13 protein-coding genes are annotated in these 12,544 nt (G+C 57.4%); 6 read left to right on the top strand and 7 right to left on the bottom strand.

The features are described 5' to 3' along the window. Nucleotides 1-28: 28 nt before the first annotated feature. From sirB1 to hemA, 5 genes are read right to left on the bottom strand one after another with little or no spacing between them, the layout of a single operon-like run. Nucleotides 29-838: an invasion regulator SirB1 gene (gene sirB1 / locus LG383_RS06325; protein ID WP_166182726.1), complete on the bottom strand. Its 810-nt coding sequence runs from the start codon at nucleotides 836-838 to the stop codon at nucleotides 29-31. Between the two features lie 3 nt (nucleotides 839-841). Then, complete coding sequence (sirB2, locus tag LG383_RS06320; protein ID WP_106993215.1) at nucleotides 842-1,234, bottom strand: invasion regulator SirB2; 393 nt, start codon at nucleotides 1,232-1,234, stop codon at nucleotides 842-844. Further along, nucleotides 1,231-2,061, bottom strand: a complete 831-nt coding sequence (gene prmC, locus LG383_RS06315; RefSeq protein ID WP_225758592.1) for a peptide chain release factor N(5)-glutamine methyltransferase — start codon at nucleotides 2,059-2,061, stop codon at nucleotides 1,231-1,233. Before prmC ends, sirB2 begins: the two co-directional genes overlap by 4 nt. Then, complete coding sequence (gene prfA / locus LG383_RS06310) at nucleotides 2,061-3,143, bottom strand: peptide chain release factor 1 (protein ID WP_106993217.1); 1,083 nt, start codon at nucleotides 3,141-3,143, stop codon at nucleotides 2,061-2,063. The genes prmC and prfA overlap by 1 nt, the downstream gene beginning before the upstream one ends. A gap of 42 nt (nucleotides 3,144-3,185) precedes the next feature. Continuing rightward, nucleotides 3,186-4,442, bottom strand: a complete 1,257-nt coding sequence (hemA, locus tag LG383_RS06305) for a glutamyl-tRNA reductase (protein ID WP_225758591.1) — start codon at nucleotides 4,440-4,442, stop codon at nucleotides 3,186-3,188. A gap of 210 nt (nucleotides 4,443-4,652) precedes the next feature. Here hemA and lolB point away from each other — a divergent pair, with 210 nt between their 5' ends. The 4 genes from lolB to dauA all read left to right on the top strand — a co-directional run bounded on the left by lolB (nucleotide 4,653) and on the right by dauA (nucleotide 8,998). Next, nucleotides 4,653-5,264 (top strand): lipoprotein insertase outer membrane protein LolB, encoded by a 612-nt coding sequence (gene lolB / locus LG383_RS06300; RefSeq protein ID WP_106993219.1) that lies wholly within the window; start codon nucleotides 4,653-4,655, stop codon nucleotides 5,262-5,264. Next, on the top strand, nucleotides 5,261-6,130 hold the full coding sequence (ispE, locus tag LG383_RS06295) for a 4-(cytidine 5'-diphospho)-2-C-methyl-D-erythritol kinase (protein ID WP_225758590.1): 870 nt from the start codon (nucleotides 5,261-5,263) through the stop codon (nucleotides 6,128-6,130). Before lolB ends, ispE begins: the two co-directional genes overlap by 4 nt. A 123-nt stretch (nucleotides 6,131-6,253) precedes the next feature. Beyond that, on the top strand, nucleotides 6,254-7,201 hold the full coding sequence (gene prs / locus LG383_RS06290) for a ribose-phosphate diphosphokinase (protein WP_003856663.1): 948 nt from the start codon (nucleotides 6,254-6,256) through the stop codon (nucleotides 7,199-7,201). Nucleotides 7,202-7,321: 120 nt separating this feature from the next. Continuing rightward, the gene (gene dauA / locus LG383_RS06285; RefSeq protein WP_166185320.1) at nucleotides 7,322-8,998 is read left to right on the top strand and encodes a C4-dicarboxylic acid transporter DauA; all 1,677 of its coding nucleotides are present in this window, start codon (nucleotides 7,322-7,324) and stop codon (nucleotides 8,996-8,998) included. Here dauA and LG383_RS06280 read toward each other — a convergent pair. After that, complete coding sequence (locus LG383_RS06280; protein ID WP_225758589.1) at nucleotides 8,984-10,027, bottom strand: MerR family transcriptional regulator; 1,044 nt, start codon at nucleotides 10,025-10,027, stop codon at nucleotides 8,984-8,986. The two genes, dauA and LG383_RS06280, sit on opposite strands and share 15 nt — an antisense overlap. A 120-nt stretch (nucleotides 10,028-10,147) precedes the next feature. Continuing rightward, nucleotides 10,148-10,423: a stress-induced protein YchH gene (gene ychH / locus LG383_RS06275; protein ID WP_106993222.1), complete on the bottom strand. Its 276-nt coding sequence runs from the start codon at nucleotides 10,421-10,423 to the stop codon at nucleotides 10,148-10,150. A gap of 276 nt (nucleotides 10,424-10,699) precedes the next feature. Here ychH and pth point away from each other — a divergent pair, with 276 nt between their 5' ends. Continuing rightward, entirely contained in the window at nucleotides 10,700-11,284 is a 585-nt protein-coding gene (gene pth, locus LG383_RS06270) for an aminoacyl-tRNA hydrolase (RefSeq protein WP_106993223.1), read from the top strand. Between the two features lie 126 nt (nucleotides 11,285-11,410). Further along, nucleotides 11,411-12,505, top strand: a complete 1,095-nt coding sequence (ychF, locus tag LG383_RS06265; protein WP_225758588.1) for a redox-regulated ATPase YchF — start codon at nucleotides 11,411-11,413, stop codon at nucleotides 12,503-12,505. Nucleotides 12,506-12,544: the final 39 nt, after the last annotated feature.

Below are 12,544 nucleotides of genomic sequence, written 5' to 3'. Positions count from 1 at the left end.
CCTTATTCAGGGTGAATCGGAGTTAAGATTAATGCAGTGTAATCTGTTTATGCGCGATGGAATTAATCTGCGCGCGAATCATCTCGCTGATCGGATCTTCCGGGCACTGCTCAACGAAATAACTCAAATCAGTCAGCGCGACGTGGTCGCACTCGAGCTGGACGTAGATCAGACCACGGTCGCGGATCTCATACGGATCTTCCGGGTTAAACTGCAGCAGCACCTCGCTGGCACGCAGCGCCAGTTCCATCTGCCGCTCTTCCATCAGCGCCGATTTTAAGGTGTCCAGCAGCTTGCGCACCACTTCAGCGTTATCCGCTTCGTCCAGATCTTCGTTGTAGAGCTCTGCCATCGGGCTGATGTTGCCCTTCAGCCAGACATCCAGCGTATGATCGTCGAGGGTTTCGCCATTGAACGGGTTGATTAACCACATTTCGCCGTCAAGCCACTCGGCACGCAGCAGCATCTGCGTCGGGAAGATGACCGGCACCAGCGGGATATCCAGGCGGTGCGCCACCCATAATAAAATGGCCCCCAGGGAGACAGCGCTACCCTGACGGTTTTTCAGTACCTGATCGAGCCACAGGGCATCGGAGAGTCGATACACGCCACGCGTATCGCAAAAGCCCCATTCGCCGTAGAACAGCTCAATCAGTTTCTCCAGTTGCCAGTCCTGCGGGCGCGCCTGACTTATCTCTTCACGCGCCAGACTCACCAGGTTCTCCAGCTCGTCGTAGACATATTGTGAAATGAAATCATCGCGGATCATCTCTGATACTTTGATCATTCCATCGCACAACGGCACTTTGTTAAATTCGAAATCGGCCAAGGACTCCATGACTTACCCCAGTAACGGTATTCTTGTGGTGGCGAGTTTAATGATGATGTACAGCACCACCAGCCCCAGCAGAAAGGCGATAAACCCCACCTGCTGGCTGCGCGGACGATGACGCCCCAGCGCAATAAAACCCAAAACGATGTAGATGATAACGCCAAACAGCTTCTCAGTCAGCCATGCACCGTCATCGGTGAACGGCAGATAACCCGTTACCCACATTAACCCCGCACCCGACACAAAGAGTACGGTGTCAATGCAGTGCGGCAGAATGCGGACCCAGCGGGCGTTGATCAGCTGATTATTGCTGTAACGCCACCAGTAACGCAGCGCGAAAAAGCTGATGGTGAGGGTGACGGCGGCCAGATGCAAGGTAATCAGCACAGAGAAGCTGTTCATGGCCGTTTGCCCAAGGTCAGACGCTCATTGCCGCCATAGTCGCGACAGGTTTCAACCTGGTCAAAACCGGCCTGCAGTAAGAGCGCACGCACGGCTTCACCCTGGGTCCAGCCGTGCTCCAGCAACAGCCAGCCGCCGCTCACCAGGTGCTGGCGAGACTGAGTAATGATATGGCTGAGATCGGCCAGGCCATGATCGCCAGCAACCAGGGCGCTGCGCGGTTCAAAGCGCACATCGCCTACGGCAAGATGCGGATCGGCTTCATCAATGTAGGGCGGGTTGCTGACGATCATCTCAAACTGCCGATCGCCGAGGGCGGTGAACCAGCTGCTGTGCAGCACCGTGACGTTAGGCAGCGCCAGACGCGCAAGATTGCGCTGTGCCAGCGCCACCGCATCGGGCATGACATCCACGGCGGTAACCTGACAATCCGGACGCTCACTGGCCAGCGCCAGGGCAATGGCCCCGGTGCCGGTACCTAAATCGAGAAGACGTGCAGGCGTGGCGGGCAGTCTCGCCAGGGCCTGCTCCACCAGACACTCGGTGTCGGGACGGGGGATCAGAGTAGCCGCCGAGACATACAGCGGCAGCGACCAGAACTCACGCTCCCCCACCAGGTGCGCCACCGGCTCGCCGGTCTTGCGGCGGGCCAGGAGTTGGTCAAGCTGAGCCTGCTGGTCGGCAGTGAGCTCGGTTTCACCAAAGGCGAGAATCCAGGTGCGCGCTTTGCCCGTCACATGCTCCAGCAGGATCTCCGCATCACGACGGGGGCTTTCGCCTCCCGCCAGTGCGCTAATCGCCTGCTGTAGCCAGTGCTGAAAATCCATTAATCCTGCTCTGCCAGCGCCGCCAGCTGATCGGCCTGGTACTCCTGCACGATAGGTTCGATCAGGGAGTCCAGCTTGCCCTCCATGGTCTCATCCAGACGGTAAAGGGTCAGGTTGATGCGGTGATCGGTAACGCGGCCCTGCGGGAAGTTATAGGTGCGGTTGCGATCGCTGCGATCGCCGCTGCCCAGCAGGTTGCGACGGGTGGAGGCTTCGGCCTGCTGGCGTTTGGCCATTTCCGCGGCGTGAATACGCGCCCCGAGCACCGACAATGCTTTGGCTTTGTTTTTGTGCTGGGAACGTTCGTCCTGGCACTCAACCACAATGCCGGTTGGCAGGTGGGTAATACGGATCGCGGAGTCGGTGGTGTTAACGTGCTGACCGCCCGCGCCGGAGGAGCGGAAGGTATCGATACGCAGATCTGCCGGGTTGATGTCCGGCAGTTCGGCTTCCGGCAGCTCGGGCATCACCGCCACGGTGCAGGCGGAGGTGTGAATACGCCCCTGAGATTCAGTGGCCGGGACGCGCTGCACGCGATGGCCGCCGGATTCAAACTTCAGACGACCGTATACCCCGTCACCGCTGATTTTGGCGATCACTTCTTTATAGCCGCCATGTTCGCCTTCGTTGGCGCTCATGATCTCCACGCGCCAGCGGCGGGATTCGGCATAGCGGCTGTACATGCGGAACAGATCCCCGGCAAACAGGGCCGCTTCGTCCCCGCCGGTCCCGGCGCGAACTTCGACAAAGGCGTTGCGTTCATCGTCCGGATCTTTTGGCAGCAGCAGCACCTGCAGCTGTTGCTCCATCTCTTCCGCGCGGACTTTGGCGTCCTGCAACTCTTCCTGCGCCATCTCGCGCATTTCCGGGTCGTCGAGCATCATCTGCGCGGTTTCAATATCTTCCTGAACCTGTTGCCAGTCGGTAAAGCATTTTGAAACATCACTTAATTGCGCATACTCGCGCGAAAGAGCGCGAAAACGTTCCTGGTCGGCAATGGTTGCGGCATCGCCGAGCAGCGCCTGAACTTCTTCATGGCGCTCGTGCAATGCTTCCAGTTTGGCGACGATAGAGGGCTTCATAGGCGTAAGTGCACCTTATAATAATAAAATGGGTATGGCGCGCTATTCCAGCCCGAGGCTGTCGCGCAGAATGTTCAGGCGTTCGTCGTCCCCGTCACGGGCGGCCTGTTGAAGTGATTTGGTTGGGGCATGGATCAGGCGATTGGTCAGTTTCCATGCCAGCTCCTGCATGATGACCTGCGGATCGCCGCCCTGTTCAAGGGCCGCCATCGCTTTGGCTGTCAGTTCATTTCGGACCTGTTCCGCCTGACCGCGGTACTCGCGAATGGTCTCGCTGACGCTTTGCGCGCGCAGCCAGGCCATAAATTCGCTGGTTTCCTGCTCGACGATCGTCTCCGCCTGCACCGCTGCCGCTTTACGCTGGGCAAGGTTGTGCGAAATGATGCTTTGCAGGTCATCCACGCTGTAGAGATAGGCGTTCGCCAGTTTGCCGACGTCAGGCTCGACATCACGCGGAACGGCGATGTCCACCAGCAGCATCGGCTGATTACGGCGGGATTTCAGGGCGCGCTCCACCATGCCTTTGCCGATGATCGGCAGCGGGCTGGCGGTAGAGCTGATGATGATATCCGCTTCGCTCAGGCGGGCGTCGATGTCGCTGAGGGCGATCACTTCCGCCCCCACTTCATCCGCCAGCACCTGGGCACGTTCGCGGGTGCGGTTGGCGATCATCATCTTTTTGACTTTGTGTTCGCGCAGATGGCGCGCCACCAGCTCGATGGTTTCGCCCGCGCCCACCAGCAGTACCGAGACCGTGGAGAGCGATTCAAAGATTTGTCGCGCCAGGGTACAGGCAGCGAAAGCAACCGAAACGGCACTGGCGCCAATGTCGGTTTCGGTTCGCACTCGCTTGGCGACGGAGAAGGATTTCTGGAACATACGTTCCAGCTCGCTGGCCTTGAGGTGGCCCTTTTGCGAATCGGCAAAGGCTTTTTTGACCTGGCCGAGGATCTGCGGCTCGCCCAGCACCAGCGAATCGAGACCGCTGGCCACGCGCATCAGATGGCTGACCGCATCGTTATCCTGATGCCAGTACAGGCTGTTGCGCAGCTCGTCTTCGTTCAGATTGTGGTATTCGCATAACCAGCGGACCAGCGCTTCATGCAGGTTGTCCTGCTCTTCAACGCTGAGATAGAGCTCAGTACGGTTGCACGTTGACAACACCACGCCCCCCTGCACCATCGGCTGGGCAAGCAGACTTTCCAGCGCCTGGTCGAGCGTGTCCGGCGAAAACGTCACACGTTCTCGCAGTGATACCGGGGCTGTTTTGTGGTTAATACCGAGTGCTAAAAGGGTCATATGAGCGGGAGTAGTACCAGCGTTAATAAGGTTAGCAGGCCGCATCATACAGGATGCGCGAGATCAATAAAAGAGACCGCCCCCTTTCGGAGTAATAGGTGCCCCACGCTAATTTCATGATTTAAGACAATATGAGCGTAGACGCTGCGGCATGCGGGCGCTAGCATTAAGCGATATAACTGCCACGTATCTCAAGGATTTGCCATCATTATGACCAGACTGATTCGCCTGCTGCCCCTGGCCGCGCTGGTGCTGACCGCATGTTCCATTACGCCGCCGAAAGGGCCGGGCAAAAGCCCCGATTCGCCACAGTGGCGCCAGCATCAGCAAGAGGTGCGTGCGTTAAACCAGTATCAAACCCGCGGCGCCTTTGCTTATCTGTCGGATCAGCAGAAAGTGTACGCCCGCTTCTTCTGGCAGCAGACCGGCCAGGATCGCTACCGCCTGCTGCTGCTGAACCCGCTTGGCAGCACGGAAATGGAACTGATTGCCCAGCCTGGCAGCGCACAAGTTACCGACAATAAAGGCAAGAAATACACCGGCACCGATGCCGAAGAGATGATCGGCAAGCTGACCGGGATGCCTATTCCAATCACCAGCCTGCGTCAGTGGATCCTCGGCCTGCCGGGTGACGCCACAGACTATAAACTCGATGACCAGTATCGCCTCAGCGAAGTGAACTACAGCCAGAACGGTAAAAGCTGGAAAGTGGTCTACGGCGGCTACGACAGCAACAGCAAACCGGCCCTGCCATCCAGCCTGGAGCTGACCGAAGGCAGCCAGCGCATTAAGCTGAAGATGGATAACTGGATTGTCAAATGATGACCCACTGGCCTTCGCCCGCGAAACTGAACCTGTTTTTATACATCACCGGACAGCGTGCTGACGGGTATCACACTCTGCAGACGCTGTTTCAGTTTGTTGACTACGGCGACACGATCTCCATTGAACTGCGCGATGACGGGCAGATCCGTCTCCTGACGCCAGTCGAAGGCGTGGCCGATGAGGATAACCTGATCGTGCGCGCCGCCCGTCTGCTGATGCGCGCCGCGCAAGAGTCAGGGCGTCTGCCAGCAGGTAGTGGCGCCGATATCAGCGTCGAGAAACGTCTGCCAATGGGCGGCGGGCTCGGCGGCGGGTCGTCTAACGCTGCTACCGTGCTGGTGGTGTTGAACCATCTGTGGGGCTGCGATCTTACGGTGGATGAACTGGCCGCGCTCGGGCTGACGCTTGGGGCCGACGTGCCGGTGTTTGTCCGCGGGCATGCAGCTTTTGCTGAAGGAGTGGGCGAGATCCTCTCTCCGGCCGAACCCGCAGAAAAATGGTATCTGGTGGCCCACCCGGGCGTCAGTATTCCGACCCCGGTTATCTTTAAAGATCCGGACCTTCCACGCGATACCCCAATAAGGTCAATAGAAACGTTATTAAACTGTGAATTCAGCAACGATTGCGAGGTTATCGCAAGAAAACGTTTTCGCGAGGTTGATGTCGCGCTTTCCTGGCTGTTAGAATACGCGCCGTCGCGCCTGACTGGCACAGGGGCCTGTGTCTTTGCTGAATTTGATACGGAATCCGCTGCACGTCAGGTGCTCGAGCTGGCTCCAGAGTGGCTGCATGGTTTCGTAGCGCGTGGTATGAACGTCTCCCCGCTGCAGCAGGCCATTCTGGCGCAACCTGAGTTTCGGTGACAACGTCACCCTGTTCCAGACGTTGCATCGCGCTCTTTAATACACCGCCTGGATAGCATTCGCCTGGCCCGCACAGTTTACGGCGAACTATCCACCACTGGACGCATGCCTGAGGTTCTTCTCGTGCCTGATATGAAGCTTTTTGCTGGTAACGCCACCCCGGAACTAGCACAACGTATTGCCAACCGCCTGTACACTTCTCTTGGCGACGCCGCCGTAGGTCGCTTTAGCGATGGCGAAGTCAGCGTACAAATTAACGAAAATGTACGCGGTGGTGATATTTTCATCATCCAGTCCACCTGTGCTCCAACTAACGACAACCTGATGGAATTGGTTGTCATGGTCGATGCCCTGCGCCGTGCTTCCGCTGGCCGTATCACTGCTGTTATTCCTTACTTTGGTTATGCCCGTCAGGACCGTCGCGTCCGTTCCGCACGTGTGCCAATTACCGCTAAAGTTGTCGCTGATTTCCTCTCCAGTGTTGGCGTTGACCGCGTTCTGACGGTTGACCTGCATGCCGAGCAGATCCAGGGCTTCTTCGACGTTCCGGTTGATAACGTATTCGGCAGCCCAATCCTGCTGGAAGACATGCTGCAGCTGAACCTGGATAACCCAATTGTGGTTTCTCCGGACATCGGCGGTGTGGTTCGCGCACGCGCTATCGCCAAACTGCTTAACGATACCGACATGGCGATCATCGACAAACGTCGTCCACGCGCTAACGTTTCTCAGGTGATGCATATCATCGGTGACGTTGCTGGCCGTGACTGCGTGCTGGTTGACGACATGATCGACACCGGCGGCACTCTGTGCAAAGCCGCCGAAGCGCTGAAAGAGCGTGGTGCTAAACGCGTATTCGCTTACGCGACTCACCCGATCTTCTCCGGCAATGCAGTGAACAACCTGCGCAACTCCGTCATTGATGAAGTTGTGGTGTGTGACACCATCCCACTGAGCGACGAAATCAAAGCGCTGCCAAACGTGCGTACTTTGACCCTGTCCGGGATGCTGGCCGAAGCGATTCGTCGTATCAGCAACGAAGAATCTATCTCTGCAATGTTCGAACACTAATCGGACGCAGTCTGAAAACCCGCTACGGCGGGTTTTTTTGTCTGTGGTATTTATTTGTATGATTAATGCCTCCTTCACCTGCCATTGATATGACAGATGATGCGCACCTGGATGATGATTGTGAAAAACGCTTCCTCTCACGTTCTGCCCTTCCGCGCCCTCATCGACGCCTGCTGGAACGAAAAATATACCCTGTCACGCTTCACCCGTGACCTGATCGCCGGGATCACCGTCGGCATTATTGCTATCCCACTGGCGATGGCGCTGGCGATTGGTAGCGGTGTGGCACCGCAATACGGTCTGTACACCGCCGCCGTTGCCGGGATTGTGATCGCCCTGACCGGCGGGTCGCGCTTTAGCGTCTCCGGGCCGACCGCCGCCTTTGTGGTGATCCTCTATCCGGTTTCCCAGCAGTTCGGCCTCGCCGGGTTGCTGGTGGCGACCCTGATGTCCGGGGTATTTTTGATTTTGTTCGGCCTGGCGCGCTTTGGCAGGCTGATTGAGTACATTCCGCTTTCCGTGACCCTGGGCTTTACCTCCGGGATCGGCATCACCATCGGGACCATGCAGATCAAGGATTTCCTTGGCCTGCAGATGGCCCATGTTCCGGAACATTACCTGCAAAAAGTGGGTGCGCTGGCGATGGCGCTGCCAACGGCAAACCCGGGAGATGCGGCGATCGGCGTGGTGACGCTGGGCACGTTGATCCTCTGGCCGCGACTGGGCATCCGCCTGCCGGGCCATCTGCCCGCCCTGCTGCTGGGCTGTGGGGTGATGGGGGTGGTGAACCTGCTGGGCGGCCACGTCGCCACTATCGGCTCGCAGTTCCACTATGTGCTGGCGGATGGCTCCCAGGGTAACGGCATCCCGCAGCTGTTGCCCCAACTTATACTGCCGTGGAATCTGCCTGGCTCCAGCTTCACCCTGAGCTGGGACTCCCTGCGCGCCCTGCTGCCTGCCGCCTTTTCGATGGCGATGCTGGGGGCGATTGAGTCGTTACTCTGCGCAGTGGTGCTGGACGGCATGACCGGCACCAAACACAAAGCCAACAGCGAGCTGGTCGGCCAGGGGCTGGGGAACATTATCGCCCCGTTCTTTGGCGGGATCACTGCCACGGCGGCCATTGCTCGTTCAGCGGCTAACGTCCGCGCCGGGGCGACATCTCCTGTCTCAGCAGTGATTCACTCGGTGCTGGTGATCCTCGCTCTGCTGGTGCTGGCTCCCCTGCTCTCGTGGCTCCCGCTGTCGGCCATGGCGGCCCTGCTGCTGATGGTGGCGTGGAACATGAGCGAGGCGCATAAAGTGGTGAACCTGCTGCGCCGCGCGCCGAAGGACGACATCATCGTGATGCTAATCTGCATGTCGCTGACCGTGCTTTTTGACATGGTGATTGCGATTAGCGTCGGAATTGTGCTGGCCTCACTGCTGTTTATGCGTCGCATTGCCCGCATGACCCGGCTGGCGACGGTCAACGTCACGGTCCCGGACGACGTGCTGGTGCTGCGGGTAATTGGCCCCCTGTTCTTTGCCGCCGCCGAAGGGTTATTCAGCGAGCTGGAGTCGCGCATCGCGGGGAAACGGATTGTGGTCCTGAAGTGGGATGCGGTTCCGGTGCTGGATGCCGGCGGGCTGGACGCCTTCCAGCGCTTTGTGCAACGCCTGCCGGAAGGCTGTGAACTGCGGGTAAGTAATCTCGAATTCCAGCCCCTGCGCACCATGGCGCGCGCAGGGGTGCAACCCATTGCGGGTCGTCTGGCGTTCTATCCGAACCGCGAGGCAGCGTTAGCGGATCTGTGACATTCGCCGCTGCATCATGATACCGATCGCCTGCTGGAGCCACTCAAGGACAGCGGGCGTCATCCAGGTTCCCTTCATCAGATGCGGCTCCTGCTGCATCGCCTGGCGAAATTTTTGCTGCGTCACCGGGCTGGTTCCCGCGTAGGACTGGAACAACGCCAGCAAGTTTTCGGCCAGCTGCTGCGCGGCGTCGGATGCGGGATCCAGGTCTTCCGTCTGGGCCTGGTGCAGCTTCGCCACCAGCGGCGGCCACTCCATCATGCGATCAAAATAGTGCGCCCGGGTAAAGGCCATCTCCTCCGGTGTGAGGTAGTTTTGCCAGATGCTCAGCTTTGATTCGGCAAAGGCCCGGGTAATGTAATCCATCATCTCTGCCGTGATCCCCGTTTGCTCACGCATCTGGGGTTCGACGCTGTGCATCTCATTGAGACGGGTGAGAAACTCCGGTTTGCCCGCCGTGTCCTGCTCGAGACGCTCCATCCAGCGTGTAGCCAGATCTCTCGCCCGGGGATCGGTGACCGCAACGTCATTCTCCAGCAGGCTTTTCGCCTCCTGAACCAGAGCGGCCCAGATATCTGCCAGCGCCTCTTTGTGTTGTGCAAACGGCAACTGCTGTAACTCTTCTTTGCTAAACCAGCGATCATACATGTTCATTAACTCCAGAGTCTGTAACCAGGACTCCAGATCGAGATCCTCATGGGTATCAAGCCCGGTACGCAAATCCACAAGCCTGTCGCGCAGCGTGGTAATGCTGCGCACCTGCTTATCCAGCAGGCGGATTTGTGCCTCTAGCAGCTCTGATAACGAGAGTGAATCTTTTTCCAGAAAGTCCCTGATTTCAGCAAGTTCCAGCCCCGCCTTTGCCAGCGCCTGAATCATATGCAGACGCTGAACATCGGCCAGATTGTAGAGCCGGTAACCTGCTGCGCTTCTGGCAGAAGGCAGCAACAACCCTGTTTGTTCATAATGGTGCAAGGTGCGCACGGTGATCCCGGCGCGTTTCGCCAGTTCCCCGACCTGAATTAACATAACGGCTCCTTCTTGTGCCAGTGGCGTCACTCTGGAGCCTTACGTTACGTGAGGGTCAATACGAGATGCAAAAAAAAACGACTCCAGAGGGAGCCGTTTCGCTGTTCATTGGTTAACACATTAGCTGTGCTTATGCTGATCGCGACGGCAGCGCTTATCGTAGTGGCGCACCCACCAGTATCTGTCGCAGACCTGCTCGTGACCGCTGACGCGGGCACCCGCCAGCCACAATACGGCACCCAGGAAGATGCTCAGCACCGCACCATGTGCGAAGTATTGCGGCAGGTCAAGTTGCGGCAGCTGGTTTAAAATGGAATAACCGACGCCAACAACCATGACCACCAATCCCAACCCCATCAGCACGTTACCGAGTAACGAAGCGTTTCTGCGTTTCATGTGTCACCTCCGGAACTTTGGGTTGCAGGGGAATAATCTCCCTAATCCTTGTGTGTAAAGTATAGACAACACCCCTTGTGCTGATTGCGCCAGGGATCACATTTACGCACATCGGGGCAACAAAACTTTACAAATAAGCCTTTGAGTAGCATGAAATTCTAATGGTTCAAAGGCGGTATTATTCATCTTCTACGCAACGGCGCGCAGAATTTTGTCAAGCGACCCGGCAGACAGTACACTACGCGCCAGACTTAGCACTTTCAGGAATAAAAAAACGTGACGATTAAACTGATTGTCGGCCTGGCCAACCCCGGCGCGGAATATGCGGCCACCCGCCACAATGCGGGCGCCTGGTATGTTGATCTGCTGGCCGAGCGGTTGCGCGCTCCCCTGCGCGAAGAGCCGAAATTCTTCGGGTATACCTCACGCGTTAACCTGGCCGGAGCCGATGTGCGTTTGCTGGTGCCGACCACGTTTATGAACTTAAGCGGTAAAGCCGTGGCCGCGCTGGCGACCTTTTACCGTATCAATCCGGATGAAATCCTGGTGGCGCACGACGAACTGGATCTGCCCCCGGGCGTGGCAAAATTCAAACTCGGCGGCGGTCACGGCGGGCATAACGGTTTAAAAGACATCATCAGCAAACTGGGCAATAATCCCAATTTCCACCGTTTGCGCCTCGGTATTGGTCATCCGGGCGATAAAAACAAAGTTGTCGGCTTTGTCCTCGGTAAGCCCCCGGCCTCGGAACAGAAGCTGATCGACGACGCGGTAGACGAAGCGGCGCGTTGCACCGAAATCTGGTTGCAGGATGGCTTAACCAAGGCCACCAACCGTCTTCACGCTTTCAAAGCGCAATAAGCGGCGCGAGACGCCTTTTTTGACCCGCATGCTGCGGGTTACGTGTATAATAGGCAAAGTTATTTACTTTTCTTCGACTCGTTAATGTTAACGTGTTGAATATCAAGACATTAAGGTGATTCAGAAATGGGATTCAAATGCGGTATCGTTGGTCTGCCTAACGTTGGCAAATCCACCCTGTTTAACGCGCTGACTAAAGCGGGCATCGAAGCAGCTAACTTCCCGTTCTGCACCATCGAGCCAAACACCGGTGTCGTGCCAATGCCCGATCCACGTCTGGACCAGCTCGCGGAGATCGTTAAGCCGCAGCGCATTCTGCCAACCACCATGGAGTTCGTGGACATCGCTGGCCTGGTGAAAGGCGCGTCCAAAGGCGAAGGCCTGGGCAACCAGTTCCTGACCAACATCCGTGAAACCGAAGCCATCGGCCACGTTGTACGTTGCTTTGAAAACGACAACATCATCCACGTGAATAACAAAGTGGATCCGGCTGATGATATCGAGGTTATCAACACCGAGCTGGCCCTCTCTGACCTCGACACCTGCGAGCGCGCCCTGCACCGCGTGCAGAAGAAAGCCAAAGGCGGCGACAAAGACGCGAAAGCGGAACAGGCTGCGCTGGAAAAATGTCTGCCACAGCTGGAAAACGCCGGCATGCTGCGTGCCCTGAAAAACCTGACCGAAGAAGACAAAGCGGCGATCAAATACCTGAGCTTCCTGACCCTGAAGCCAACCATGTATATTGCTAACGTCAATGAAGACGGTTTCGAAAACAACCCATACCTCGACAAAGTGCGTGAAATCGCTGCGGCCGAAGGTTCTGTGGTAGTGGCTGTCTGTGCCGCGGTGGAATCTGATATCGCCGAACTGGATGATGCTGACCGCGACGAGTTCATGGCCGAGCTGGGTCTGGAAGAGCCAGGTCTGAACCGCGTGATCCGCGCCGGTTACGAGCTGCTGAACCTGCAGACCTACTTCACCGCTGGCGTGAAAGAAGTGCGTGCCTGGACTATCCCTGTCGGCGCGACCGCTCCACAGGCTGCGGGTAAGATCCACACCGATTTCGAGAAAGGCTTTATCCGTGCGCAGACTATCGCCTTTGAAGACTTTATTGCCTATAAAGGCGAGCAAGGCGCGAAAGAAGCCGGCAAGATGCGTGCAGAAGGGAAAGATTACATCGTTAAAGATGGCGATGTGATGAACTTCCTGTTTAACGTCTAATCCCTGCTAAACAGACAAAAATCCACGCCCTTGCGTGGA

Source organism: Leclercia sp. Marseille-Q4284 (genome assembly GCF_916618945.1).
GTDB classification, from domain to species: domain Bacteria; phylum Pseudomonadota; class Gammaproteobacteria; order Enterobacterales; family Enterobacteriaceae; genus Enterobacter; species Enterobacter tamurae.
The sequence above is the reverse complement of the archived record's forward strand: the minus strand, read 5'-3'. Positions and strand labels throughout refer to the sequence as shown.

Excerpts from the sequence above, each read along its gene's own strand:
- sirB1 (WP_166182726.1), bottom strand. The coding sequence starts at position 838 with ATGGAGTCCTTGGCCGATTTCGAATTTAACAAAGTGCCGTTGTGCGAT.
- sirB2 (WP_106993215.1), bottom strand. The coding sequence starts at position 1,234 with ATGAACAGCTTCTCTGTGCTGATTACCTTGCATCTGGCCGCCGTCACC.
- prmC (WP_225758592.1), bottom strand. The coding sequence starts at position 2,061 with ATGGATTTTCAGCACTGGCTACAGCAGGCGATTAGCGCACTGGCGGGA.
- prfA (WP_106993217.1), bottom strand. The coding sequence starts at position 3,143 with ATGAAGCCCTCTATCGTCGCCAAACTGGAAGCATTGCACGAGCGCCAT.
- hemA (WP_225758591.1), bottom strand. The coding sequence starts at position 4,442 with ATGACCCTTTTAGCACTCGGTATTAACCACAAAACAGCCCCGGTATCA.
- lolB (WP_106993219.1), top strand. The coding sequence starts at position 4,653 with ATGACCAGACTGATTCGCCTGCTGCCCCTGGCCGCGCTGGTGCTGACC.
- ispE (WP_225758590.1), top strand. The coding sequence starts at position 5,261 with ATGATGACCCACTGGCCTTCGCCCGCGAAACTGAACCTGTTTTTATAC.
- LG383_RS06280 (WP_225758589.1), bottom strand. The coding sequence starts at position 10,027 with ATGTTAATTCAGGTCGGGGAACTGGCGAAACGCGCCGGGATCACCGTG.
- ychH (WP_106993222.1), bottom strand. The coding sequence starts at position 10,423 with ATGAAACGCAGAAACGCTTCGTTACTCGGTAACGTGCTGATGGGGTTG.
- ychF (WP_225758588.1), top strand. The coding sequence starts at position 11,411 with ATGGGATTCAAATGCGGTATCGTTGGTCTGCCTAACGTTGGCAAATCC.